At 66.9% G+C, this 24,807-nt stretch carries 26 protein-coding genes; 13 read left to right on the top strand and 13 right to left on the bottom strand.

Annotated elements, in window-relative coordinates:
- The first annotated feature begins 2 nt into the window (after positions 1-2).
- The 4 genes from urtC to AB0B25_RS12375 are packed head-to-tail and all read left to right on the top strand — an operon-like array spanning position 3 to position 3,377.
- Positions 3-1,139 carry an urea ABC transporter permease subunit UrtC gene (gene urtC, locus AB0B25_RS12390; RefSeq protein WP_357177753.1) on the top strand — a complete coding sequence of 379 codons (1,137 nt, stop codon included), beginning with the start codon at positions 3-5 and terminating at the stop codon, positions 1,137-1,139.
- Entirely contained in the window at positions 1,136-1,969 is an 834-nt protein-coding gene (gene urtD, locus AB0B25_RS12385; RefSeq protein WP_357177493.1) for an urea ABC transporter ATP-binding protein UrtD, read from the top strand. The genes urtC and urtD overlap by 4 nt, the downstream gene beginning before the upstream one ends.
- The gene (gene urtE, locus AB0B25_RS12380) at positions 1,969-2,661 is read left to right on the top strand and encodes an urea ABC transporter ATP-binding subunit UrtE (RefSeq protein ID WP_357177491.1); all 693 of its coding nucleotides are present in this window, start codon (positions 1,969-1,971) and stop codon (positions 2,659-2,661) included. Before urtD ends, urtE begins: the two co-directional genes overlap by 1 nt.
- A 35-nt stretch (positions 2,662-2,696) precedes the next feature.
- Positions 2,697-3,377 (top strand): GntR family transcriptional regulator, encoded by a 681-nt coding sequence (locus AB0B25_RS12375; RefSeq protein ID WP_357177489.1) that lies wholly within the window; start codon positions 2,697-2,699, stop codon positions 3,375-3,377.
- Between the two features lie 2 nt (positions 3,378-3,379).
- Here the strand turns inward: AB0B25_RS12375 and AB0B25_RS12370 are convergent, their stop codons facing one another.
- On the bottom strand, positions 3,380-4,258 hold the full coding sequence (locus AB0B25_RS12370; protein ID WP_357177487.1) for an NERD domain-containing protein: 879 nt from the start codon (positions 4,256-4,258) through the stop codon (positions 3,380-3,382).
- A gap of 228 nt (positions 4,259-4,486) precedes the next feature.
- Here AB0B25_RS12370 and AB0B25_RS12365 point away from each other — a divergent pair, with 228 nt between their 5' ends.
- The gene (locus AB0B25_RS12365) at positions 4,487-5,035 is read left to right on the top strand and encodes a carboxymuconolactone decarboxylase family protein (protein WP_357177751.1); all 549 of its coding nucleotides are present in this window, start codon (positions 4,487-4,489) and stop codon (positions 5,033-5,035) included.
- Here the strand turns inward: AB0B25_RS12365 and AB0B25_RS12360 are convergent.
- Complete coding sequence (locus tag AB0B25_RS12360) at positions 5,032-5,823, bottom strand: TetR/AcrR family transcriptional regulator C-terminal domain-containing protein (RefSeq protein ID WP_357177485.1); 792 nt, start codon at positions 5,821-5,823, stop codon at positions 5,032-5,034. The genes AB0B25_RS12365 and AB0B25_RS12360 overlap by 4 nt on opposite strands.
- Before the next feature lie 131 nt (positions 5,824-5,954).
- Here AB0B25_RS12360 and AB0B25_RS12355 point away from each other — a divergent pair, with 131 nt between their 5' ends.
- Complete coding sequence (locus tag AB0B25_RS12355; protein WP_357177483.1) at positions 5,955-6,332, top strand: VOC family protein; 378 nt, start codon at positions 5,955-5,957, stop codon at positions 6,330-6,332.
- A gap of 65 nt (positions 6,333-6,397) precedes the next feature.
- Here the strand turns inward: AB0B25_RS12355 and AB0B25_RS12350 are convergent, their stop codons facing one another.
- The gene (locus AB0B25_RS12350) at positions 6,398-7,249 is read right to left on the bottom strand and encodes an SDR family oxidoreductase (protein ID WP_357177481.1); all 852 of its coding nucleotides are present in this window, start codon (positions 7,247-7,249) and stop codon (positions 6,398-6,400) included.
- A gap of 91 nt (positions 7,250-7,340) precedes the next feature.
- Here AB0B25_RS12350 and AB0B25_RS12345 point away from each other — a divergent pair, with 91 nt between their 5' ends.
- Both AB0B25_RS12345 and AB0B25_RS12340 read left to right on the top strand, forming a co-directional pair.
- Positions 7,341-7,739, top strand: coding sequence for a helix-turn-helix domain-containing protein (locus AB0B25_RS12345; RefSeq protein ID WP_357177479.1), 399 nt, complete (start codon positions 7,341-7,343; stop codon positions 7,737-7,739).
- 53 nt (positions 7,740-7,792) lie between these two features.
- On the top strand, positions 7,793-8,209 hold the full coding sequence (locus AB0B25_RS12340; protein ID WP_357177477.1) for a PPOX class F420-dependent oxidoreductase: 417 nt from the start codon (positions 7,793-7,795) through the stop codon (positions 8,207-8,209).
- Between the two features lie 93 nt (positions 8,210-8,302).
- On the opposite strand, the gene AB0B25_RS12335 is transcribed toward AB0B25_RS12340, so the two are convergent.
- Both AB0B25_RS12335 and lpdA read right to left on the bottom strand, forming a co-directional pair.
- Entirely contained in the window at positions 8,303-9,004 is a 702-nt protein-coding gene (locus tag AB0B25_RS12335; protein WP_357177475.1) for a polysaccharide deacetylase family protein, read from the bottom strand.
- Positions 9,005-9,123: 119 nt separating this feature from the next.
- The gene (lpdA, locus tag AB0B25_RS12330) at positions 9,124-10,524 is read right to left on the bottom strand and encodes a dihydrolipoyl dehydrogenase (RefSeq protein WP_357177473.1); all 1,401 of its coding nucleotides are present in this window, start codon (positions 10,522-10,524) and stop codon (positions 9,124-9,126) included.
- A gap of 460 nt (positions 10,525-10,984) precedes the next feature.
- Here lpdA and AB0B25_RS12325 point away from each other — a divergent pair, with 460 nt between their 5' ends.
- Together AB0B25_RS12325 and AB0B25_RS12320 are read left to right on the top strand one after the other, a co-directional pair.
- Complete coding sequence (locus tag AB0B25_RS12325) at positions 10,985-11,527, top strand: hypothetical protein (RefSeq protein WP_357177471.1); 543 nt, start codon at positions 10,985-10,987, stop codon at positions 11,525-11,527.
- Between the two features lie 33 nt (positions 11,528-11,560).
- Positions 11,561-13,618 (top strand): prolyl oligopeptidase family serine peptidase, encoded by a 2,058-nt coding sequence (locus tag AB0B25_RS12320; RefSeq protein ID WP_357177469.1) that lies wholly within the window; start codon positions 11,561-11,563, stop codon positions 13,616-13,618.
- A 215-nt stretch (positions 13,619-13,833) separates the two neighbouring features.
- Here AB0B25_RS12320 and AB0B25_RS12315 read toward each other — a convergent pair whose 3' ends face one another.
- From AB0B25_RS12315 to AB0B25_RS12305, 3 genes are all read right to left on the bottom strand, one after another.
- Positions 13,834-14,691 carry an alpha/beta fold hydrolase gene (locus AB0B25_RS12315; protein ID WP_357177467.1) on the bottom strand — a complete coding sequence of 286 codons (858 nt, stop codon included), beginning with the start codon at positions 14,689-14,691 and terminating at the stop codon, positions 13,834-13,836.
- A 48-nt stretch (positions 14,692-14,739) separates the two neighbouring features.
- Entirely contained in the window at positions 14,740-15,372 is a 633-nt protein-coding gene (locus tag AB0B25_RS12310) for a TetR/AcrR family transcriptional regulator (protein ID WP_357177465.1), read from the bottom strand.
- A 322-nt stretch (positions 15,373-15,694) separates the two neighbouring features.
- Positions 15,695-16,492 (bottom strand): HAD-IIA family hydrolase, encoded by a 798-nt coding sequence (locus AB0B25_RS12305; RefSeq protein WP_357177463.1) that lies wholly within the window; start codon positions 16,490-16,492, stop codon positions 15,695-15,697.
- A 217-nt stretch (positions 16,493-16,709) separates the two neighbouring features.
- Here AB0B25_RS12305 and AB0B25_RS12300 point away from each other — a divergent pair, with 217 nt between their 5' ends.
- Positions 16,710-17,399 carry a ZIP family metal transporter gene (locus tag AB0B25_RS12300; RefSeq protein ID WP_357177461.1) on the top strand — a complete coding sequence of 230 codons (690 nt, stop codon included), beginning with the start codon at positions 16,710-16,712 and terminating at the stop codon, positions 17,397-17,399.
- 135 nt (positions 17,400-17,534) lie between these two features.
- On the opposite strand, the gene groL is transcribed toward AB0B25_RS12300, so the two are convergent.
- Positions 17,535-19,160 (bottom strand): chaperonin GroEL, encoded by a 1,626-nt coding sequence (gene groL / locus AB0B25_RS12295; protein ID WP_357177459.1) that lies wholly within the window; start codon positions 19,158-19,160, stop codon positions 17,535-17,537.
- A gap of 227 nt (positions 19,161-19,387) precedes the next feature.
- Positions 19,388-19,681 carry a hypothetical protein gene (locus AB0B25_RS12290; RefSeq protein ID WP_357069771.1) on the bottom strand — a complete coding sequence of 98 codons (294 nt, stop codon included), beginning with the start codon at positions 19,679-19,681 and terminating at the stop codon, positions 19,388-19,390.
- Between the two features lie 170 nt (positions 19,682-19,851).
- On the opposite strand from AB0B25_RS12290, the gene AB0B25_RS12285 reads away from it, so the two are divergent.
- Together AB0B25_RS12285 and AB0B25_RS12280 are read left to right on the top strand one after the other, a co-directional pair.
- Positions 19,852-21,945, top strand: a complete 2,094-nt coding sequence (locus tag AB0B25_RS12285) for an NAD(+) synthase (RefSeq protein ID WP_357177457.1) — start codon at positions 19,852-19,854, stop codon at positions 21,943-21,945.
- Between the two features lie 60 nt (positions 21,946-22,005).
- Complete coding sequence (locus tag AB0B25_RS12280) at positions 22,006-22,680, top strand: suppressor of fused domain protein (RefSeq protein WP_357177455.1); 675 nt, start codon at positions 22,006-22,008, stop codon at positions 22,678-22,680.
- Between the two features lie 12 nt (positions 22,681-22,692).
- On the opposite strand, the gene AB0B25_RS12275 is transcribed toward AB0B25_RS12280, so the two are convergent.
- Genes AB0B25_RS12275 through AB0B25_RS12265 form a run of 3 tightly spaced genes read right to left on the bottom strand, consistent with a single transcriptional unit; the run spans position 22,693 to position 24,802 of the window.
- Entirely contained in the window at positions 22,693-22,932 is a 240-nt protein-coding gene (locus AB0B25_RS12275) for a hypothetical protein (protein WP_357177453.1), read from the bottom strand.
- A gap of 10 nt (positions 22,933-22,942) precedes the next feature.
- A complete protein-coding gene (locus AB0B25_RS12270; RefSeq protein WP_357177451.1) occupies positions 22,943-23,662 on the bottom strand; it encodes a Clp protease N-terminal domain-containing protein in 720 nt (239 codons plus the stop codon).
- Between the two features lie 51 nt (positions 23,663-23,713).
- Positions 23,714-24,802: an FAD-dependent oxidoreductase gene (locus tag AB0B25_RS12265; protein WP_357177449.1), complete on the bottom strand. Its 1,089-nt coding sequence runs from the start codon at positions 24,800-24,802 to the stop codon at positions 23,714-23,716.
- Between the last annotated feature and the right edge of the window lie 5 nt (positions 24,803-24,807).

The raw sequence follows: 24,807 nt of genomic DNA, 5'->3' as shown, positions 1-24,807 counted from the left end.
CCATGCTCGGACCGCTTCTGCGCGCGCACCCTTCGCTCACCCCACTGGCTGGATTCGCCGGCGCGGCGATTCTACTGTTCGGGGTCGCTCCCGTGGTGCTCGACGACTTCCGGCTGAACCTGCTCGCGAAGTTCCTGTGCTTCGCGATTGTCGCGGTCGGGATCGGACTGGCGTGGGGCCGTGGCGGAATGCTCACTCTCGGGCAGGGTGTGTTCTTCGGCATCGGCGCCTACATCATGGCGATGCATCTGCAGATGGCCGATGCCGCCCGGCTCGGCAACGAGGTACCGGAGTTCATGGAGATCGCCGGTATCCGCGAACTGCCTTCGTTCTGGCGGCCGTTTTCCTCTGCTCCGGTGGCGCTGGTCGGCATTCTGGTGCTGCCCGCGCTGACCGCCGCGATACTCGGCTACGGTGTGTTCAAACGCCGGGTCAAGGGCGCCTATTTCGCCATCCTGAGCCAGGCGCTCGCGGCGGCGCTGGCCATCTTGCTCACCGGTCAGCAGACCATCGGCGGCTTCACGGGCCTGTCCGATTTCCGCGCCTTCTTCGGGTTCAAGCTGTCGGATCCGACGAACCGGCAGATGTTGTTCTTCCTTGCGGCGGGCACCATGCTCGCGGTCGTCGCGCTGGTGCGGCAATTGATGCACAGCCGGTACGGCGAACTTCTCATTGCGGTGCGCGACCAGGAGGAGCGGGTGCGCTTCCTGGGCTACGACCCGGCGAACGTGAAGATCGTCGCGTATGTGATCGCCGCGTTCTTCGCGGGCATCGCGGGTGCGTTGTTCACCCCGATCGTCGGCATCATCTCCCCTGCCGATATCGGCGTCGTTCCGTCCATCGCGTTCCTGATCGGCGTCGCGATCGGCGGCCGGACCACCCTGCTGGGGCCGGCGCTCGGCGCGATCGGCGTGGCGTGGGCGCAGACCGCGTTCTCCGAGGAGTTCCCCTCCGGCTGGACTTATCTGCAAGGCGTGCTGTTCATCGTGGTGGTCGGTTTCGTCCCGGCCGGGTTGGCCGGGCTGTGGCCGATGGTGAAGGGGATGCCGGGCAGCCGGTTTCGGTGGCATCCGGCGGCGCGGGCCGTGACGACCGAAGCGCTGCCCGAGCCCGTGACGGGGAAGGTGGAATTCCGATGACCGAGATCGTGCAGGAACCGAAACTCGGCGGCAATGCCGGAATGTCCAGTGAATATCTCGAAATTCGCGGCCTCTCGGTGAGCTTCGACGGCGTCAAGGCCGTCACTGACGTCGATCTGACTGTGCTGCAAGGCGACCTGCGCTTTCTCATCGGCCCCAATGGCGCGGGAAAGACCACACTGATCGACGCGATCACCGGACTGGTTCCCGCGACCGGTTCGGCGCGGAAGACCGGTGTCGAACTGCTCGGCAAGCCGGTGCACCGGATCGCCCGTCTCGGCGTCGGGCGCACGTTCCAGACCGCGAGCGTGTTCGAACAGCTCAGCGTGCTGCAGAATCTCGACATCGCGGCGAACGCGGGCCGCTCGGCGCTCACCATGCTGCGCCGGCGCAAGTCGGTGCTGCCGAGCATCGAGACGGCGCTCGAGACGATCGGCCTCGCCGACCTGCGCGATCGGCCCGCTGGCGTCCTTGCGCACGGGCAGCGGCAATGGCTCGAGATCGGCATGCTGCTGGTGCAGAACGCGTCGGTGCTGCTGCTCGACGAGCCGGTCGCCGGCATGAGCGCCGAGGAGCGCGCGCAGACCGGAACCCTGCTGCGCCGCATCGCCGCCGAGCGCGTTGTCGTCGTGGTCGAACACGACATGGATTTCATGCGTGCCTTCGCCACCTCGGTGACCGTCCTCGCGGGCGGCAGGGTGCTCAGCGAGGGCACCGTCGAGCAGGTGCAGGCGGATCCGAAGGTGCAGGAGGTCTACCTGGGCACCGCGGCCTCCGCCGGGCCATCCGCGCGACGACATAACGACCACGCAGGGCAAGGAGTCCGCTGATGCTCGAACTCATCGATATCCACTCCGGGTACGGCCGCACCGAGGTGATCCATGGCGTCTCGGTGACGATTCCGGATGACAGTGTCGTGGCCATCATGGGGCACAACGGCGCAGGAAAGACTACCTTGTTGCGCACCGCGGTCGGTCTGCTCGGCACCGCATCGGGGCGGATAGTTTTCGACGGGGAGGTCATCACCAAGCTGTCCCCCGCACGGCGGGTGCGCCGCGGCATCGCGTATGTGCCGCAGGGACAGCAGAGTTTTCCGCAGCTGACCACAGCGGAGAACTTGCAGGTCGTCGCGGACGGACGCAGGCGAGGCACGGCGCTGATCGACGAGTCGCTCGACCTGTTTCCCGCGCTGCGTGGGTTGCTCGCCCGCAAGGCGGGCCTGCTCTCCGGCGGTCAGCGCCAACAGCTCGCGATCGCGCGGGCGTTGATCACCAACCCGAGGTTGCTCATTCTCGATGAGCCGACCGAGGGCATTCAGCCCTCGGTGGTCGCCGAGATCGAGCGCACCATTATCGATCTCACCCAGCGGGGCGGATTGAGTGTGCTATTGGTCGAGCAGCACATCGGCTTCGCGGTGCAGGCGGCACAGCGGTATTACATTCTGCGCTCCGGGCGGGTGACATCTGCCGGTGCGGGCGGCGCGGATGCGGAGACCGCGGTGCGCGTGGCGATGGCGATCTGAGCGCGGCCGTGACCACCCACCGGGGTCGGATCCCATTGAGCGAGCGAATATACGCCGCGCTGCGCCGGGATCTGGCAACCGGTGCGATCGTGCCGACCGAACGGCTCAGTGAAGAACGCCTCGCCGACCTCTACGGGGTATCACGGACCCCGGTGCGCGAGGCACTGGCCCGCTTGCAGGCCGACGGACTGGTCGAACGCCTCACCGACGGACTCTTCCCGCACCGCCCACGACTCGACGAGCTAGATCACCTCTATGAGTTACGGATTGTGTTGGAGGCGCGCGGGATTCAGCGGGTGCGATCCCGCGCACCCGAGTCCTCGCCTACACACAACTTAGCGCTGGTGCGCGCGGAACTGGATACCTGGCGCACGCTGCGCGACAACCCGCCCGAACCGGGGCCCGCGCTGGTGGCCGCCGACGAAGTTTTCCATACCGCGCTGCTCGCGGCGGCGGGTAACGCCGTTCTGGCTGATGCGCTCACCGCGGTACACCTTCGGGTGCGCCCGGTGCGCACCCTGGATCCGCCCACTGCGGACCGGATCGCCACAATGACCGCCGACCACATCGAGATCGCCGAACACCTGCTGTCCGGCGCGGTCGACGCCGCGCTCGACAGGTTGATCGCTCATATCGACGCAGCGCGGGCGCGTCTGCTCGCGCGAGCGCAGTCAGCGCTGCGTCTGGCCGAACTGGGACGCGCCGTGCGGGATTGAGGTCAGCAGTTGGGCTGGAAGGGCCAGCAGGTGGTAGGGCGGTAGGGCGTCGGCGAGGGCGTCGGACTCGTCGTGCCGACGTCGCCTGCCGGGGCCGGCTGCGCCGTATCGTGGGCCAGCGCGGTCGCGATCACGCCGAGCACGATCACCATGCCGAGGATGGCGACGGCGACCACCGCCCAGCCCGTGTATGTCTGTTGCTTCGTCGGGACGCCCGGTGTCGGTTCGATCCGCGGTTTTGCTTGGCGGTCAATAGTTTTCGTCGGCTCCGGCATCTTCTCCTCGAAGCCGGAGTCGAGCAGCTCGGCGCGGGACGGCGCCAGATCGGCGAGGCCGAGCGCATCGCACGCGCCGATCACCCGATCCGCGGTCCAGCTACGCGGTCCCGCGGAGAACCCTTCCAAGTAGATGCGCAGCTCGGTCGCGTCCGCGACGTTGCCCACGACGACGTCCAGACCGGGACGCAGATTGGTGCGCGCCGGGCGCACCACCGCGCCGCGGAACGGAACGAGCACGACCGCGCCGCAGATATGTCCCGGATCCTGCAGCGCTCGTTGGAGCGTGTGCTTCACCGCGTAGATGCCGTGTTCCACGCGATCGGACGGACTTCCGGAACCTTCGGCATCCAGTGCCACCACGGCGTCGCTGATCTTCCACGGCCCCTCGATCGGCGTGCTCAGGACGCCGCTCTGCCTACGCAGGAACCCGTGCACCTCGAGCACGGTGAGTCCGCGAGGCGTCCAGACCGCTGCGTCGATCCGCCGGTTGTCCGCCTCGACGTGGATCATGGCGAGGCCGGTCGTCGGATACGACTGTAGGCACGCGACGAATTCCCGCTCGGCGCCGGAAAGTTGCGCTCCGGGCCTGATCCTCACCAACATCTGTTCCCCTGCCGACCTGTGACGTATTCCGGGGGCGCGGGCATCCCGCTGCGGCCGCACCGCCCCGTATCGGTACTGATGATGACGGGGTACCCCGGCGAAAACCACTGGAAAGCAAAGAATGGTCCGCCGATCCCCGACTACCGCCGGTTAGGCTCAGACACATCGGCTCGGCACCAGCGCCGGCCGCAGACCACGCGGAGGTGACGATCGAGCATGGTTTCAGCGCTGCGACCCCGCATCTCGCCCGGACGGCTCCGGGAACTCGGCCCGATCAACTGGATTGTCTGGCAGGTGCTTTCCCGCGCCGCGGGCACCGACGACGCGCATCTGTTCAGTACCCTCGGCCGCACTCGGGGCCTGTTCCGCGGCTGGCTGCACTATTCGGGCAAGCTCATGCCGGGCGGGCGGCTGCCACGTCACGAGTCCGAGCTGGTGATCATCCGCGTCGCACACCTGCGCGGATGCGACTACGAGATGGACCATCACATCGCGCTGGGCAGGCGGGCAGGGGTGACCGTCGAGATCCTGGACCGGCTGCGTGCCGGCCCCGGCGCGGAGGGTTGGTCGGACAAGCACCGCGCGCTGCTGACCGCGGTGGACCGGCTGGTGCGGACACGCGACCTCGACGACGACACCTGGACCGCCTTGGCGCAGCACTACGACGAGCGCAGCCTGATCGAAATCGTCCTGTTGGTCAACCAATACGACGGGCTCGCAGCCACTATCGCCACCCTACGCATCCAGCGCGACAGCATCCAGCGCGACAGCATCTAGCGGTCCACGCTGGAACCTCCGTGTCCCTCGATGTGCTGGGCGAGCCCGTCCAGCAACCGAGCCAGACCGAACCGATAGGCGTGCTCGGCGCTGTAGGCGGCGTCATGGGCTCGGCCGGCGGCCGCGCCTACTCGTGCGGCGAGCGGATAGCGCCGTGCGTCGAAGACCTGTTCCAGCAGTGGGGCGGCGCGTTCCCACCACTGCTGGTCGGACATCGCGCTGTCGATAGCGGCACGCTCGGTATCGCTGGCGATGCGGGCGACGGACGTGACGAAGCCGAGCACGAGCGTCAGCGCGGCGTCCATCGTGACGTCGTCGAGGCCGAGACCGTCGAATGCGCGTAACTCGTGGTCGTATTTCGCGGCGAGGCCGGGGCCGAGCGGCGGACGAGTGGTCGGCAGGTAGGCCACCCACGGATGACGCGCGAGCATGGCGCGATTTTCGGCGGCGACCACGGTGACCCGTTCACGCCAAGCCAAGCCGGCCAGGTCGGCGCGCGCCATCTCCGCGTACACCGTATCGAGCATGAGGTCGACCAACTCCGCTTTGCCCGGCACGTAGGTGTAGGTGGCCATCGGGGTCAGACCGAGTTCGGTAGCGACCGCGCGCATGGTGAGTGCGCCGATGCCCTCGGCGTCGGCGAGCGCGATGGCCGCCGCGACCACCGCCTCGACACTGCTGCGCTGTTTCGGACCACGACCAGCGCCGTGGCGCGGCGGAACCCGCCACAGCAGCTCCAGGGTGCGCACCGGGTCGCCCGCGCTGCTGCGCTCTTTCGACTGCCCCACGCTGCCTCCTCACCGGTCGAACCACCGATCGTATCGACGTGCGGCAGCCCAGAGCGCGCGGGAAGGGAATTTCTCTACGAAGTACAGCGTACTTAGTACAGTAATTTGCGGCAGACCATCGAGGAGGACAGATGAATATCACCGCTTCCGCCATCTCACTCAACGTCCCCGACCCGCAGGCATCGGCGAAGTTCCTGATCGACCACCTCGGATTCGAGGAGACGATGTCGGCGGACGGGTTCGTCTCACTGGACCGAGCCGACGCCGGCCTCACTGTGATCTACCTGCGCACCGGACTGACGACCTTCAAGCCGAAGAGCGCGGCAGGCAGCGCCGGCGACGGGATACTCGTCGTGTTCGTCGTGGACGACATCGATGCCGAATACACCCGGCTGCGCGACGCGGGCGTGCCGATCGTGACACCTATCGAGACCGAAGAATGGGGCGAACGGTACTTCCAGATGAGCGATCCGAACGGGATCATCATCCAATTGGTCCAGTGGGTGTGAGCCCGAGCGGACGGCGCGCTTCCCGGTAGGGAGCCGCGCCGTCCCGGCAGGGTTCGGCGGCAGTCTCAGCCGAGCGCCGCACGGAAGACCTCGACCGCCGGGGTGGCGGGGCGGCCGAGCAGCTTCTCCAGCTCGCCGGAGCGCACCTCGAGGATGCCCTGCGCGATGCCGGCCTCGGCATCGCCGAGCACCCTGGCGTAGTCGGCGGACAGTCCCGCCTGGATCAGACCGGCGACGTAGTCCGCCTCCGACAGATTCTCGTAACGCACTGGCTTTCCCGCCGCCTCCGACATCAGTCGCGCCAGTTCCGGGTAGGTGAGCCGTTCCTCGCCACCGAGTTCATACACCCGACCCGCGTGCCCGTCGGTAATGAGTACCCTCGCGGCCGCGTCGGCGTAGTCGGCGCGTGCCGCGCCCGCCACGCGCCCCTCACCGGCCGCACCGTGCAGCACACCCGATTCCACCGTGTGCGCGAGACCACCCAGGTAGTTCTCCCAGTACCAGCTATTGCGCAGAATGACATGCGGGACGGTCGATTCGGCGAGCACGGACTCGGTGGCCCGGTGCTCCTGCGCGAGGATCAGCGGGTTGTCGGTCGCGCTCGGAATGCTGGTATAGGCGAGCAACTCGACGCCCGCGCGCTCGGCAGCGCGAATGACAGTGGTGTGCTGCGCTACGCGCACGCCGAACTCATTGCCGGAAATCAGCAGCATCCGGTCGACGCCGTCGAGGGCGATGTCCAGCGCCGCCGCATCGCCGTAGTCGGCCCGCCGGACGTCGACGCCGCGCTCGGCCAGGTCGGCCACCTTCCGCGGATCGCGCACGATCGCGACGACCGGTGTCGATCCCGCACGCATCAGCGCCTCGACCACGAGCCGGCCCAGCTGTCCACTGGCCCCGGTCACTGCGATGGTCATCACTACCTCCTGAGCATTTCATAAGTACTTACTATTTGTAAGTACTATGCATTCATGCGCTACTGAGGTCAAGGCAGGTACCATCGAAACCATGACTACCCAGCGCATCGCCTCGGCCGACGCCGACGATCCCACGCTGGAAGCCGATGTCTTCGCAAGAAACTGCACGTCACGGCCGGTTCTACAGAATGTCGCGGGCCGCTGGGGCACGTTGGCGCTCGTCGCGCTCCGCGAGGGGCCGTACCGTTTCAGTGCGTTGCGCAGACGAGTCGATGGTGTCAGCGAGCGCATGCTGTCGCAGACCCTGCAGGCGCTCGAGCGTGACGGCATGGTGCACCGCGAGGTACACGAGACCATTCCGCCGCGGGTCGAGTACACCCTCACCGAACTGGGCGCCGAGGTCGCCGCGCATCTGGAAGCGCTGATCCAGGTGGTCGAGACCAACATGACGCGCGTGCGCGCGGCCCAAGCGGCCTATCACCGCGACTGACCGCTCCGCAGCGCAGCAGGGAAGAGACCCGCGGCACCAACGGTTACACGGACATGGAACTCGCCGCCGCAGTCGATTTCGCACGAGATCACCGCAGGTCCGTGCTCACCACGATCCGCCGCAACGGACGCCCCCAACTGTCCAATGTGCTGCATGTCGTCGGTGACGACGACCGGATCCGCATCTCCGTCACCGCCGACCGTGCCAAATACCACAACCTGGCTCGCGATCCGTGGGCGGCGATCCACGTCACCCGCGACGACTTCTTCGCCTACGCGGTACTCGAAGGCACGGTGGAACTCAGCCCGATCGCCGCCGCTCCCGACGACCCCACGGTCGAGGCGCTCGTCGACTACTACCGCAAAGCCGTCGGCGAACACCCGGACTGGGCCGAGTATCGCGACGCGATGGTGGCCGATCGCCGCGCCCTGGCCCTGTTCACTCCCAACCGCGCTTACGGCATGCTCTGAGACCTGGCCGCACTCGGCCGGGGATGTATCGAGCCGTCACTGCGCGGATCCCGGTGGGGATCACCGTATCCGCGCGGTGCTGCACCAATCGACTCAGCGCGCCCTCAGGTCTGACACGGAGACGAAACGATAACCCGCGGAACGCAATTCGGCGGCGATACGCGGGATGGCGGCCAGCGCCGTAGCAGGCCCGAACATGGCGTGCAGCAGAATGATGGACCCGGGACGAACCTTGTCGAGCGTCTCGGCCACGATGTCGTCCGTGGTGGCGACCCCGCCCGAATCCGGCTCGACGTCCCACATCACGGTGACGCGGTCATGCTGGGCGAGGTAGTGCGGCAGCGTCCACAGCTTCTTGCCGTAGGGCGGACGGAAGGTGACCGGGCCGGTGTAGCCGGTTTTTCCGATCTCGGCGTCGGTACGTTCGATCTCATCGCCGACGGTGCCGGAAGAGACGAAGACCATCCGCCGATGCGAGTAGGTGTGGTTACCGATCTCATGGCCCGCCGCGGCGATCGCTCTCCCGTACTCCGGGTGAGCGGCGAGATCGCGTCCGTTCAGATAGAAAGTAGCCTTAACCTGGGCATCGGCCAGGACCTTCAGCACTTCGGGCGCCCGATCGGACGGTCCGTCGTCCAACGTCAGCGCGACCACTTTCTCGTCGGTGTCCACCCGGTTCACCACGTGACCGGCCAGCTGGAAGGTACGGGCGTTCATCAGGTAGTAAGTGCCCGCCGCTAGCAGCAGCACGACGACGAGTACCGGCACACTTCCGATCCGCGCTCTACGAAACATGCACGCTGTATAGCAGTGCCCGCGCGTCGACGGCGACTCGCGCGGTCCCGCGCAACCTTTCCCGATATGCGAAAGGGGCGTGCGGTCCTCGACCACACGCCCCTTTCGCGACCCCGGGATCAGAAGTTGATCATGTGACCGGCCAGGCCGTGGAAGGCTTCCTGGAGAGCCTCGCTGAGGGTCGGGTGGGTGTGCACGTTGCGGGTCAGCTCGTTGACCGTCAGGTCCCACTTCTGCGCGAGCGTGAGCTCGGGCAGCAGCTCCGAAACGTCCGGGCCGATCAGGTGGCCGCCGAGCAGCTCCCCGTACTTGGCATCCGCGACGAGCTTGACGAAACCGGTCGGGTCGCCGAGGCCGTGCGCCTTGCCGTTGGCGGTGAACGGGAAGGTCGCGACCTTCACGTCGTAGCCCTCATCGCGGGCCTGCTGCTCGGTCAGGCCGAAGCTGGCGACCTGCGGCTGGCAGAACGTGGCGCGCGGCATCATCCGGTAGTCGCCGAGGGTGACGGTCTCCGCGCCCGCGATGGTCTCGGCCGCGACCACACCCTGCGCCTCCGCCACGTGCGCGAGCTGCAACTTCCCGGTGACATCGCCGATGGCGTAGATGTGCGCAGCGGTGGTGCGCATGTTGTCGTCGATCGCGATGGCGCCGCGTTCGAGCTGCACTCCGGTCGTCTCCAGGCCGTAGCCCTCGACGCGGGGCGCGAAGCCGACGGCCTGCAGCACCTTGTCGACGGTGACGGTCTCGATCGCGCCGGTCTTGTTGTCTTTGATCGAGACGGTGACCTTGGCGCCGTCGTCGTCGATGGACTGCACGGCCGCACCGGTGGTGATGGTGATGCCGAGCTTCTTGTATTGCTTGGTGATCTCCTTGGAGACGTCTACGTCCTCGTTCGGCAGTGCGCGGTCGAGGAACTCCACAATGCGTACGTCGACGCCGTAGTTCTTCAGGACGTAGCCGAACTCCATGCCGATCGCGCCCGCGCCGACGATCAGGATCGAACCGGGCAGGTCACGGGTGAGGATCTGCTCCTCGTAGGTGACCACGTTCGCGCTCAGCTGGGTGCCGGGCAGCAGCTTGGTGACGGTGCCCGTCGCGATGATCACGTTGTCGAACGTGATCGTCTCGGTGCCGCCCTTGCCGAGTTCGACCGACAGCGAGTTCGGACCGGTGAAGGTACCTTTGCCGTCGAACTCGTCGATCTTGTTCTTCTTCATGAGGAAGTGGACGCCCTTGACCCGGCCGTCGGCGACCTTGCGGCTGCGGTCGAACGCGACGCCGAAATCGAAGTTCACCTCACCGGAGATACCGAAGGTCTTCGCTTCCTTGGTGAAGATATGCGCCAGTTCCGCATTCCGGAGCAGTGCCTTGGACGGGATGCAGCCCACATTGAGGCACACCCCACCCCAATACTTCTGCTCGACGATCGCGGTACGAAGGCCTAATTGTGCCGCACGGATAGCGGCGACATAACCGCCTGGGCCGGCACCGAGAACGACAACGTCGTAATGGGAAGTCACGGGTCCGAGCCTAACTCCGATGGGTGAAGTTCACCCACTGGTCCCCCGCAACAATGAGGCCTGCGCCACACCCGGCCGAATGATTCCCTAGGAGGGAAGTAACGGGTTGAGCGTCACGGCCGGCCTGCGGTACGGGCCATGCGGTCGGTCCGGTCGCCATGCCTGGTCCGGCGAGGTCGGCACACCCCAGGGAGGACCGCGTCTCCGTACCCGACCGACCAGTGTTGTGCGCTTGCGTGACAGGCTGAGCCAGGGCCGACCGGCTGGCTGAGATACGCGGGCGCCGGATTCCACGGTCGGGGGGTGAGGTCGAACCACCCTCGGCCCGCCGATCAAACCGCCATCGTGGTGCATCGGTGCACGCCGCCAATGACTTTCGATTTTCCGACCTGCTAACACAGGCTCCTGGACGACCGATCCACTCAGTACGTGATCCCTCGTGTCCGAAGGCGGTGCGACCATGAGTCGCTTGTTTCTCTTGGTCATCTCGCTCGTGACAGGCGTCGGTCTCTGGATCGCGCCGGGACCCGCGGCGGCGGCCGCGAACTGTGCGGTGGACTGGGGCTCGCGGGACAAAGCGAGTTCCACCCGGGCGCCCGCGCTGATCGCGGGAGTCCGATCCGGACGGCACGAATGCTTCGACCGACTCGTGTTCGATATCACCGGACCGGTGACCGGTTATCACGTCGGCTACGCCGATCGGATCGTCATGGACGGCTCAGGCGCTCCGGTCGCGCTGCGCGGCGAGGCGTTCCTGAACGTCGTCATCGGCGCCCCCGCCTACGACGACGCGGGCAACGCCACCTACCAGCCCGCGAACCGGGCCGAACTCGTCGACGTCGGCGGATACCAAACTTTCCGCCAGGTAGCCTGGGCCGGATCCTTCGAAGGGCAGACCACGGTCGGCCTCGGGGTCCGCGGCCGCTTGCCGTTCCAGGTACACACGCTCGCCGGACCAGGTGGTGAGTCGCGCGTCATGGTCGACATCGCGCACTCCTGGTGATCCCGGGTTGCGCCGCTCGGCAACAATGTGGACATGAGCGGCGTTGAGCAGAATGTGACGGACCCCTACCTCTGGCTCGAAGAAGTGACCGACGAGCGTGCCTTGGACTGGGCGCGCGCACACAACACCGTGGTCGACGAGCGTTTTGCCGACTCGGATCGCTTCCGCGAGCTGCAGCGGCGCATCCTGGACATGCTCGACACAGATGCCAAGATCGCCTATCCGGGCCGGCGCGGACGCTGGCTCTACAACTTCTGGCGTGACGCCGATCACCCTCGCGGTCTCTGGCGGCGCACCACCTTCGCCGAGTACGCCAAGGACGACCCGGAGTGGGACGTCCTGATCGATCTGGACGCGCTGGCCGCCGCCGAGGACGAGAACTGGGTGTGGGGCGGCGCCGCGGTGCTGCGCCCCGAACAGTCCCGCGCGTTGATCAGCCTGTCACGTGGCGGCGCCGACGCGAAGGTGGTCCGCGAGTTCGATATCGAGCGCAGAGAGTTCATCGAGCCCGCCGACGGCGGCTACTTCCTCCCCGAGGCGAAGTCGGAGATCCGCTGGATAGACCTCGACTCGGTGTACGTCGGCACCGATTTCGGTCCCGGCTCGCTGACCGAGTCGGGATATCCGCGGATCGCGAAGCGGTGGCGGCGCGGCACCGACCCGGCCGAAGCGGAGACGGTCTTCGAAGGTGAGGCCGGTGACGTCGCGGTCTCGGCGGGCTACGACCGGACGCCGGGCTATGAACGGCACTTCGTCGGCCGCGCCACCGACTTCTTCAACGAAGAGGTCTACCTGATCGAGGACGACGGTTCGCTGCGCCATCTCGACATCCCCACCGACGCCAGTGAATCCTGGTACAAGGACTGGCTGCTGATCCGGCTGAAGTCGCCGTGGGAGGTGGGCGGCGCCAGCTATCCAGCAGGCGCCCTACTTGCCACCGACTTCAATGAATTTCTTTCCGGCACAAGGAAATTCGAGGCCATATTCACTCCCGACGCACACACCTCGCTGCACGGCTACGGCTGGACCGAGAACCACCTCCTGCTGATCACGCTCGAGGACGTGCAGACCAAGCTCTACGTGCTGACCCCGGACGATGACGGCTGGCGAAGCGAACCGTTGGCCGACACCCCGCCAATGGCGACCACCAGCGTGCTGAACCTCGACCCGCTGGAGGGGGGCGACGAATTCATGCTGACCACCAGCGGATTCACCACGCCTGCCACGCTGCTGGCCAGCGCCGTCGGTGGGCGTACCGAGCGGCTCAAGCAGGAGCCCGGCTTCTTCGACGCCGACGGGGTCGAGACCGAACAGTTCTTCGCCCGGTCCGACGACGGAACCATGGTGCCGTACTTCGTGATCCGGCAGCGTGATCACAACAACACGCCGGGGCCGACGGTGATGTCCGGATATGGCGGTTTCGAGGTGTCGCGCACTCCCGGTTACAGCGGCGCGTCCGGGATGGGCTGGCTGGAGCGCGGCGGCACCTGGGTAATGACCAATATTCGCGGTGGCGGCGAATACGGTCCGCAGTGGCACACCTCCGTACAGAAGGCCAACCGGCACAAGGTGTACGAAGATTTCTCCTCGATCGCCAAGGACCTCGTCGCACGCGGGATCACGACCGCCGACCAACTCGGCGCCGTGGGTGGCAGCAACGGCGGACTGCTCATGGGCGTGATGCTGACCCGCTATCCCGAGTTGTTCGGCGCCATCGTGTGCCAAGTGCCGCTGCTCGACATGAAGCGCTACCATCTGCTGCTCGCGGGCGCTTCGTGGATGGCCGAGTACGGCGACCCGGACAAGCCGGAGGAATGGGAGTACATCGGCAAGTATTCGCCGTATCAGAACACGCGCGCCGACATCGCCTACCCTCCGATTCTGCTCACCACCTCCACCCGGGACGACCGCGTACACCCTGGCCATGCCCGCAAGATGGCCGCGCTACTGGAGGCGCAGGGGCACGAGTTCTGGTACCACGAGAACATCGAGGGCGGCCATGGCGGCGCCGCCGACAACAAGCAATCGGCGTTCCAGGCAGCCCTGATCTACGAGTTCTTCACCCAGATCCTGATCGAGCGGCGCGGGTAACCGTCCGGCCGATCCCACGGGCGCGGCCGCCTCGCCCCGCGGCCGCCTCGCCCCGCGGCCGCCTCGCCCCGCGGCCGTCGATGGCGCCGCGGGCGTCGACCGTTTCGAGATCGGCCGCACCGCGATGATCGACGGATTCGAGCGTCATCTCGGCAGCGGCACATCCTGACCTCGGCGAGGCGGTCGCTGCCGCCGCCCATCGACGAGCCGACCCGCTACCGATCGCGCAGCCACTTCTCGATCTGGTCGATCGTGCTGGCGCACTGACGGATCCAGCCGTTGTGGCCCAGTTTTTCCGGCTGCCGCCACCGGGTCAGCTCGGCGTTGGGCAGTTTCGCCAGCAAGTGCTCGGCAGAGCTGGGCGGTGTCAGATCGTCATCGGCGATCGTGATGGACAGCACGGGCAGTTTCAGCCGCGCGATCCGCTCCTCGTAGTCGATGTCGGCGCCCACCGGAACGAAACGGCCGGTGCGCGCCAGCCGTGCCCAGTCCGAAATCAGCACCTTGGACTGACGGCCGAAACCCATCGAGATCCGATCGCCGGGCCAGAAACCGGCCAGATTGGCGGTCAGCGAGATCGCGGCGGTGCCGAACAGCATCCCGGGGCCCGAAATACCCTGGTAGCCACGATAATACGGCGTACCGGAAGCGATCAGAATCAGTCCGCCGAGTCTGCCACGGATGCGTGCAGCGTACAGAACGCCGAGCTGGCCGCCCATGCTGTGGCCGAGCAGGTACGGCGTGCTGTCCGGGAACCGGTCGCGGACCACCTCGAAGATCGCCGGAAAGTCGACCGAAACCAACTCGTGGTAGCCGAAGCTACTGGCAGAACTCGGCTTCGGTCTGCTGTCCCCATTGCCGCGCAGCTCGCCGATGGCCACGTCGAATCCGCGTGCCGCCAGACCGGTGGCGAACAGTTCGTAATACCCGGCCGGAACACCGAGCCCCGGCACGATCACCAGCACCGGGCGCGGCGCGTCCGGCGTCACCGGATGCCGGTGCGCACCCGCTGCCGGAATCAACCGCACCGGGACGGTGCTGCCATCCGGCATCTGGATCGGAACTGTCTGCATGGGCGCACGCTACCGCGCCGACCCGCGCCCGTCGCGTACGCTCGGCCGCTACGCGCCGACCGCGCCGATGATCACCTTGCTCAACACCCGGATCACATCATCCAACGGCGGACGCGGGTCCGCGACGCTCCAGGCATCCACCACGTAGTTGACGGCGCCGATGATCGCGAGCACCCGCATCTCGTAGTCGCCGGTGGGAATCTCGCCGTGCAGGGCCGCGTCCTCGGCGGCGCTCGCCAGCAGCGAACCCCACACCCGGCGCAGTTCCAGGCGGAACTTCTCCACCTTCGGGCCCGCGCCGACCACCTCGACCAGCGCCACGCGCGCCTTGCGCGGATCGGATCCGATGGATTCGACATAGGCGCGTACACCGGCATCGACGATGTCGAGCGCGCTCGCGTCGGACTTCGATGCCAACGCCTTCGTCACGGCGTCACGCGATTCCCGATCGATGTGCTCATAGAGCTCTAAGAGCAGGGACTCGCGCCCGGTGAACTCCTCGTAGAACTGACGCGAGGACAGTCCGGCGTCCTTGCAGATGGCGCCGACCGAACTATTGGCGTAGCCGTCGCGCGCGAAGACCGTCAGGCCTGATTCCAGAAAACGCGCACGCCGCTGACGTTGCCGGTCCTCCACGGGTTGCCCGGCATACATTCGACCCGTATTCGCATCCTGTGACATTGAGGCAGACAATACAGAAGAGCTCGAACCTCTCGTCATGGATCGGGCCCTTCGTTTCGACGTCGAGCCGAATGCGCATTAGCCGAAAGTTGGCTGCTCGGTTACCCCCTCGCGCGAAAGTCTCCCATCCGACGCCAGGCGAACATAGTGACGCCCAAAAACGCACCCCAGGCCGGAGGCGGTTCGGGTAAATACGCCGATACGGCCGAATTGCGACGCTGTCACTAGCAATTTGCCAAAACTATAGCAACACACCGGGAGACGGCGACGTTTGATTTTAGAGGGAATTTGTAGAATTTATTTTTGGATACCGATCGGCGGATTACAGTGCGTTCGCCGGACTGGTAATCAACCCGGGAAGCGCGGCGACGGAATCGATGACGTGATCGGGTTTCCGGTCGACCGCAGCCAGCACCGCCGCGCGAAATTTCCCGGTGCGCACCAGCACGCCGGTCATCCCGACGGCCTGCGCCGCAAGCACATCGGACTGCACATCGTCACCGATCATCAACACCTCGGACGGGTCGAGTCGCATCAGTTCCGCACAGGTGCGGAAGCCGGCGGCGGCGGGTTTGCCGACCACCTCGATGCGCGCGTTCCCCGCCGCCTCCAGGCCGGGAAGGTACACGCCGGCATCGACGCGCAGCCCCTCGGCCGTCGCCCAGGTGAGCCCGCTGTGCATGGCCACGACAGGGACTCCATCGAGCATCAACTCGGCCACTCGACTCAGCGCCAGATGGCTGAATTCCACTCCCGCGCCACCGATTACCACCACGTCCGGATGTTCGTCATCAAGCGTCAATCCGGCGAGGTCCGCGCCGATATCGCCGTGGTTGAGCACCCAGACGGCGGCGCCAGGGTAGTGCCGACCGACGAACTCGGCGGTGAGCCGCGCGGCCGTGACGATCTCGCCCGCGGCGACCTCGATTCCGCTGCTGCACAGGCGTTCTGCGATCTCAGCACAGGTGCGCGAGGTCGTGTTGGTGAGAAATGCTCGGCGCAGCCCGCTTTCGCGAACACGGCGCACCGCGACAGCGGCGCCGTCGATCTCCTGCCAGGAGGTCACCAGCACGCCATCGATGTCGTAGAGCACGCCTCGGATCCGACCGCGGTCAGACATGGATCCAGCGTACGACCATAGGGACGAATGCGGCGACCTGCGGAGGTGTTCCTGGTACCGCAACGTCATAGCTTCTGCGCATCCTCTCCGCCGATATCGCGACACGGCAGACACCACCGCGTTCGCCCGCCGCTCCGCATTCCCCGGCGAGTCGACACCAGCACACCAACACAGCTGTCGACAAGGCGGCACATACCCGCTGACCTAGGGTGATCCCATGCTGACCGCGCTGCTCTACGGACTCGGAACGGGCGTGCCACTGGTCATCGGCGCGGCCATCGGGTTGCGGTGGCAGCTACCAACGGCGGCCCTCGCTTCGCTGATGGCCTTCGGCGCCGGCACCATGATCGCCGCGGTGTCCGAAGAGCTGTTCGAGCCCGCGTTCCACCAGGCGGGCGCGCTGATCGCCGCACTCGCGCTGTTCGCGGGCGCCGGCGTCTACGTGGTGGCCAACCGCCTCATCGAGAACAAGCTGGGGCCGCGCGCACTCGGCTGGGCGCTGATGCTCGGCACAGTGCTTGACGGCGTCCCGGAGAACACCGCGCTCGGCGTCTCGCTGGCTGGTGGTGGCGGACTGGTCTTGCTGGTGGCGGTGGCCTTGGGCAACGTCCCCGAGGCGATCAGCGGTGCGGCGCTGACGCGCGATCAGCATGACGTAGCCGGCGCCCGTACCCTATGGCTCTGGACCCTGACCGCTGCGACGCTCGTGCTTGTCACTGTCATCGGGAATGCGTTGTCGGATAACCTTTCGCACACTCATATCGGTATCGTGCAGGCGTTCGCGGGCGGCGCGACGATCGCCGTACTCGCCGACTCGCTGATGCCCGGGGCTTATCGCGAGGGCGGCTGGTGGGTCGGACTGGCGACAGCGGCAGGCTTTCTCGTGGCGTTCGCGCTCGGCGGCTGACCGCTCAACACGGTCCGGTGCCACGGACTCCGGACGGGTCGCCTCCAGCACCGATCATCTCGCCGAACGCCGGAAGCCGGCCCACCCGAGGGTGGACCGGCTTCCGGTTCGAAATATGGTGCCGGGTGGCCGGACTCAGAAGTCCATGCCGCCCATGCCGCCGGTCGGGTCGCCGACGGGAGCGGCGGCCTTCTCCGGCTTGTCAGCGACCACGGCCTCGGTGGTGAGGAACAGGGCCGCGATGGAGGCCGCGTTCTGCAGCGCCGAGCGGGTGACCTTGACCGGGTCGGCGACGCCGGCGGCCAGCAGGTCCTCGTACTCGCCCGAGTCGGCGTTCAGGCCGTGGCCCGCGGGCAGGTTGGACACCTTCTCGGCGACCACGCCGGGCTCGAGGCCGGCGTTGAAGGCGATCTGCTTCAGCGGAGCCGACAGCGCGACACGCACGATGTTGGCACCGGTGGACTCGTCACCGGTCAGCTTCAGCGCGTCCAGCGCCGGAGCCGACTGCAGCAGGGCAACGCCACCACCGGCGACGATGCCCTCTTCGACGGCGGCCTTCGCGTTGCGAACGGCGTCCTCGATGCGGTGCTTGCGCTCCTTGAGCTCCACCTCGGTCGCGGCGCCGGCCTTGATCACCGCGACACCGCCGGCCAACTTGGCCAGACGCTCCTGCAGCTTCTCCCGGTCGTAGTCCGAGTCGGAGTTCTCGATCTCGGAGCGGATCTGCGCGACCCGGCCCTTGATGGCCTCCGGGTCACCCGCGCCCTCAACGATCGTGGTCTCGTCCTTGGTGACGACGATCTTGCGCGCCTGACCGAGCAGCTCGACGCCCGCGGTCTCCAGCGAGAGGCCGACCTCTTCGCTGATGACTTCGCCACCGGTCAGGATGGCGATGTCGGCCAGCTGCGCCTTGCGGCGGTCACCGAAGCCGGGGGCCTTGACGGCAACCGACTTGAAGGTGCCGCGGATCTTGTTCACGACCAGAGTCGACAGCGCCTCGCCCTCGACGTCCTCGGCGATGATCAGCAGCGGCTTGCCCGCCTGGATGACCTTCTCCAGCAGCGGCAGCAGATCCTTGACGGTCGAGATCTTCGAGCCGACCAGCAGGATGTACGGGTCCTCGAGGACCGCTTCCTGACGCTCCGGGTCGGTGACGAAGTAACCCGAGATGTAGCCCTTGTCGAAGCGCATGCCCTCGGTCAGCTCCAGCTGGAGACCGAAGGTGTTGCTCTCCTCGACGGTGATGACGCCTTCCTTGCCGACCTTGTCCATGGCCTCGGCGATCAGCTCACCGATGGACGGGTCGCCCGCCGAGATACCGGCGGTGGCGGCGATCTGCTCCTTGGTCTCGACCTCCTTGGCGGTGTCGAGCAGCGAGGCGGTGACCGCCTCGACGGCCTTCTCGATACCACGCTTCAGGCCGAGCGGGTTGGCGCCGGCCGCGACGTTGCGCAGGCCCTCGCGCACCAGCGCCTGGGCGAGCACGGTGGCGGTGGTGGTGCCGTCACCCGCGACATCGTCGGTCTTCTTGGCGACTTCCTTGACCAGCTCGGCGCCGATCTTCTCGTACGGGTCCTCCAGCTCGATCTCCTTGGCGATGGACACACCATCGTTGGTGATCGTGGGGGCACCCCACTTCTTCTCCAGGACAACGTTGCGACCCTTCGGCCCCAGCGTCACCTTGACCGCGTCGGCGAGGGCGTTCAGACCCCGCTCGAGGCCGCGCCGGGCCTCTTCGTCGTACGCAATTGTCTTGGCCATTGCGTTGAGATCCTCCACATGTATATGGGGCTGACACACAGGGCGACCACAGGTTGGATCACCCCATTTACGCTGGCCAGGTTCGGTGCCCGCGACGGACGACCGAGGGTGTCGATGGAACCCGGTCTCACCGTCCCGACCTGGCACTCACAGGTCGAGAGTGCCAAAGCCTTTTTAGCACTCAAGGGTGCCGAGTGCAAGGTCCACGCGACGCCTACGAGACTCCGCTAGAGACGGTCGTCGACGCGCAGTACCAGTGCGACGAACGCGTCGGTGCGCCGTTCCTCGGGTGTCCGTGGCTCACCGTCCTCGACGGTGACGAGTTCGGCGTCGTTCAGCAGCAACTCCGCCTCGACCCGCATAATCGCGCGAATGAACGGCGGCGCCACGTCCGGCGGGAGGTCGCCGTTGACGATGTAGCTACCGTCCGGCTGGGACTCGGTGGACACATACGACAGCGCGCGCAGTAGGTCTACGCGGCGTTCCCCCGCTATCAGGTCGGAATCGATGTCATCCGCCATTGCTATATCTTAGCCACCGCCGGTCCGACTACCCGGCTCCAACATTCCGACCGGTCCGCGTCTCGATCGGATTCGATGACAAAGACCCAGTTCACCGCACTGTCGAGCGGACCGCGGCTGGCTCGGCGCCGCGCCGCGATGCGGGTCCCGGCGTAGATTCCGGATGGACCATGATCAGGTTCGCGTCGATCCGGGAAGGGGATGTGGTGGCCGAGGTGCCGTTCGATTCGCTGTATCGACACGGGTTCGCGCGGGTGGCGGTGGCTGTCCCCCGGGTCACGGTGGCCGATCCGAGCTATAACGTCGAGCAGACCGTGGCGCTGGCCGAGCAGGCGGCCGCCGCGGGAGTGGTATTGACGGTCTTTCCCGAGCTGGGGTTGTCGTCCTACACCGCCGATGACCTGTTCCACCAGGACGCACTGGACCTGGCCGTCGAGGCGGCAGTCGAGCGGATCGTCGCCGCCAGCTCGGACATCGCCACCGTGCTGGTGGTCGGAGCGCCGGTGCGGGCGCAGGGCCGGCTGTTCAACTGCGCGATCGTGATCTGCCGCGGAGTCGTGCTCGGGGTCGCGCCGAAGAGTTACCTGCCGAACTATCGAGAGTTCTACGAGAAGCGACAGTTCGCGGCGGCACGGGAGACGTTGGACGATCACATCACGATCGCTGGGCAACGGGCGCCGTTCGGGTCCGACCTGCTGTTCCGCGCGCGCAATCTGAACGGGTTCGTCTTCCACCTGGAGATCTGCGAGGACGGGTGGGTTCCGCTGCCACCCAGCGGGTTCGCCGCGCTGGCCGGCGCGACGGTGCTGGTCAATCTGTCCGCGAGCAACATCGTGATCGGGAAGGCGGACTATCGGCGGGCGCTGTGCACATCACATTCGGCGCGCTACCTGGCGGCGTATCTGTACTCGGCGGCCGGCCACGGCGAGTCGACCACCGACCTCGCCTGGGATGGACAGGCGCTGGTCTGCGAGAACGGCGAACTGCTCGCCGAGGGCGAACGGTTCTCCGATCACCCACAACTGGTCACCGCCGACCTGGATCTGCAGCGCCTCGCGGCGGATCGGTTGCGGACAACCAGCTTCGCCGACAACGTGCACGATCACCGGGACCGTCTGGTCGCGCTGCGCAGCGTCGAGTTGGAGTTGCCTATCCCGGATCGCACGGTCACGCTGAAACGCGACATCGAGCGCTTCCCCTACGTCCCCGCCGATCCCGCCGTGCGCAATGAGCGCTGCGCCGAAGTACATCACATCCAAGTGGAGGGCTTGAGCACGCGATTACGTGCCACCGGAACACAGCGCGTGGTGATCGGAGTGTCCGGTGGACTGGATTCCACCCAGGCGCTGATCGTGGCGGCCAAGACGATGGACCGGCTCGGCCTGCCGCGGGCGAACGTGCTGGCTTACACCATGCCCGGGTTCGCGACCAGCACCAGGACCAGAACCGACGCGCACCGGTTGATGGCCGCACTCGGCGTGACGGCGCGGGAAATCGATATCCGGCCTTCGGCCACCCAGATGTTGCGCGACCTCGACCACCCAGCCGCGGACGGCGCGGCACACTACGACATCACCTACGAGAACGTCCAGGCCGGCGAGCGGACCGCGCACCTGTTCCGCTTGGCCAACCAGCACGGCGCCTTGGTGGTCGGCACCGGAGACCTCAGCGAACTCGCGCTCGGCTGGTGCACGTTCGGCGTCGGCGACCATATGGCGCATTACAGCGTCAACGCCTCGGTACCGAAGACCCTGATCAAGTACCTGATCGCCTGGGCGGTGGACACCGCGCAGTTCGGATCCGAAGCGGGCGAGGTGCTCTCGTCGATTCTGCGCACCGAGATCTCGCCCGAGCTGATCCCGCACACCGACTCTTCGGCGCCGAGCCAGAGTTCCGAGGCGACGGTCGGGCCCTACGAGTTGCAGGACTTCCACCTGTATTACCTGCTGCGCTTCGGTTATCGGCCGAGCCGAGTCGCCTACCTGGCCTGGCACGCCTGGTCGGACCCGTCACGCGGACGCTGGCCCGACCTCGTGCCCGCCGACCAGCGCCACGGCTACGATCTCGCCACGATCAAGCACTGGTTGGCCGAATTCGTGCGTCGATTCATCCAGACCAGCCAATTCAAGCGGTCGACGCTGCCGAACGCGCCGAAGGTCGGCTCCGGTGGATCGCTCTCGCCGCGCGGCGATTGGCGTGCGCCCAGCGACGCGTCGGCGGCGGCCTGGCTGGACGAGCTCGCCCGCAACGTACCGGAGTCCTGACCCGACAACCGATCCCGATGCCCCCGATGCGGCAGACCGGCGCGTGCCTATGGTGACTGGGTGAGTGAAAAACCCGGCTGGGATGCCATCGACGGCGCATTGCGACCGTTGTACGGCGATATCGAGCCTTTCCACTGGGCGCCCGACCATCCGTGGCCCCTCGGCGGACCCGACCCACTCGACGGGATCAGCGCATATTCCCGGACCGACCCGGTCCCGCACTGGCACTACGTCGGCTATGGCATGACCGAACTGTACGAGAAGGAGTGGGACAACCCCGCGGAGTCCGGCTGGGGGTTCGAGTTCACTTTCCGCCTGGTGCGCGACGCCGACGAGACCGAGCCGCCGGTGTGGCCGACGAATTTTCTGCACAACCTGGCCCGCTACGTCTTCCAGTCCGGCAAGTGGTTCGAGCCGGGACACACCATCAAGCCGAACGGGCCGATCGCGACCGGCTGCGCGGACTGCACGATCCATGCTGTCTGCTTCACGGTCGACCCGGAACTGAACAGCATCGATACCCCGCACGGGCGCGTTCGATTCCTCCAGATCGTCGGCCTGACCATGCCGGAATACCGCGCGGCGCAGGGCGGACGAGCCCTCGAACTACTCGCCCGGCTGGAACCTCAACTCCCCCTTTATGTCACCGACATCCACCGCGATCCGCTGGTCGACGAGCCGAAACCACAGATCCGCTGGCCACGGTGGGGTGGGGGGTTGCGCGGACGCGGGTAGCGCCCGCGACGCTCAGGCGGTCCACACCGCACGCGACGCCACCACAGCGGTCGCATGCGGGCGGTTGATTCCCGCCGCACGGGTGCGCAGCGTGCGCCGATGACGCGCGCGGGCGGCGTGCGCACCCCGAAAGCCGTTGACGACGTTACGGATTCGGTGCCAACTACGTGATCGGCCACCCGTGCCGATCACCAGCACCCCGACCGCGACGACAACTGCCGGTCCGGCGAACACCCGGCGTTTCCCGGCCACCACGGCTCGATCAGGATTCCCCGGCCACGATCGACCTGAGCAGTTCGACCAGACGCGATTCGGTCGTCGCCTTGTCGATGCCGAGATCGGTCAGCAGACCGGAACCGTGCTCGTGTTCGAGCAGGGCGAGCAGGATGTGCTCGGTGCCGATGTAGTTGTGCTCCAGGCGTACCGCCTCACGGAAGGTGAGTTCGAGAACCTTTTTGGCCTCTGGATCGAACGGGATCAGCGCAGGAACCTCGCCCTCGCCCGGCGGCAGTGCCGCGCCTGCCGCGGCCGTGACCGCGTCGAGCGTGACGCCACTGGCGAGGATCGCGTGCACCGCGAGGCCTTCCGGCTCGGTGAGCAGCCCGAGCACCAGGTGCCCGACGGCGATCTGCGTATTACCCGCGGCATGCGCGGCCTGCTGCGACGCCACTACGACGGCCCGCGCACGAGGGGTGAATCGGGCGAAGCCCGCGTTCGGGTCCATCGCCTCGGCATCGGACGGCGACTTCGGCACGAATCGCTTCTGTGCGGCTTGCTTGCTGACTCCCATGCTGGTGCCGATGTCGGTCCAGGAGGCACCGGAGCGGCGGGCTTGGTCCACGAAGTGGCCGATCAGGTGATCGGCCACTTCGCCGAGGTGACTCGCGGCTACCACCGCGTCGGAAAGTTGCTCGAGCACGTTGTCTGGACGGGCTTTCTTGATGCCTTCGATCAGATCGTCGAGGCGAAACTGAGGTGTCATGCGTCAACCATAGGTTGACGCAATCTCGATCGTCAACCCCGGATTGACGATTCAGGGCCGGGCAGCCCGCGCCGCGCCACGGACGATCCACTCCTTCACCGAGGCGGCCGCCCGCCCGGTCAGCACGGTCCGACGCGGTGAATCGTCGCCGCGCAGGACCTGAATCAGTCCGTCCCGACGCCCCAGACTCAAGCACTGCACGACATATCGGAACCGCAGCGGCCGCGGCTCGACGCCGCGAATCCGTGCGAGGGCAGCATCGGCCGCGTACTTCCCGGTGGGCAGCGCGGTGGCACAGGCCATGCGCAATTCGCGGTCGCCGGGACCGGCGATCACGGCGGCGTCGCCTGCGGCGTAGATCTCCGGATGGGACACCGAACGCAAAGTCGCGTCGGTCCGCACGCGGCCCGCGGCGTCCACCGCGAGCCCCGAGCGCATCGCCAGATCGGGTACGCGAAAGCCGGTGGTCCACACGGTCGCGGCGGCCGCGACGAGCGAGCCGTCGGCCAACCGGACCCCGTCGGACGTCACCTCGATCACCTTCGCGTCCGAGCGGATCTCGACCCCGAGTCGCTCCAGCGTCCGGCGGATATACGCCCGCGCCCGTGGCGACAGCCACGCGCCCGGCTCCTCCGAACCGAGCAGCACCACCGGCAGGTCCGGGCGCGACTCCCCTAGTTCGGCGGCGAGCTCGATCCCGGTCGCGCCGGCGCCGACGACCGCCACCGGACCACGCGAGAGGGTAAGCCGCCGCGTATCCTCCGGTGTCGCAACGGTATAGGCGTGTTCGGCCACACCAGGCACGCGCTCGGGGTCAGCCAGACTGCCGAGGGCGTACACCAGGATGTCGTAGTCCAGGGCCGGCGCCGCGTCGAGGACGACCCGCCTGCCCACGGTGTCGATCTCCGTCGCCCTGGCACATACGAAGCGAATCCTTTTGCGTTCCAACATCTCCCGTAGATCCCACGCCGGAATCCGTTGCCCGGCGGCCTGCTGATGCAACCGCACCCGCTCGACGAATGTCGCACGAGCATCCACCACGGTGATCTGCGCGTCGCGCGCAGCGCCCGCGAGCCTGCGTGCCGCCGCCAGCCCCGCGTACCCGGCGCCGAGAACGACGATCCGATGTTGTCCGGTCATGATGT

The organism is Nocardia sp. NPDC049190 (assembly GCF_040648115.1).
In the GTDB taxonomy this organism is placed as follows: domain Bacteria; phylum Actinomycetota; class Actinomycetes; order Mycobacteriales; family Mycobacteriaceae; genus Nocardia.
Note: the sequence above shows the minus strand (reverse complement) of the source record. Positions and strands in the feature narration are given on the sequence as shown.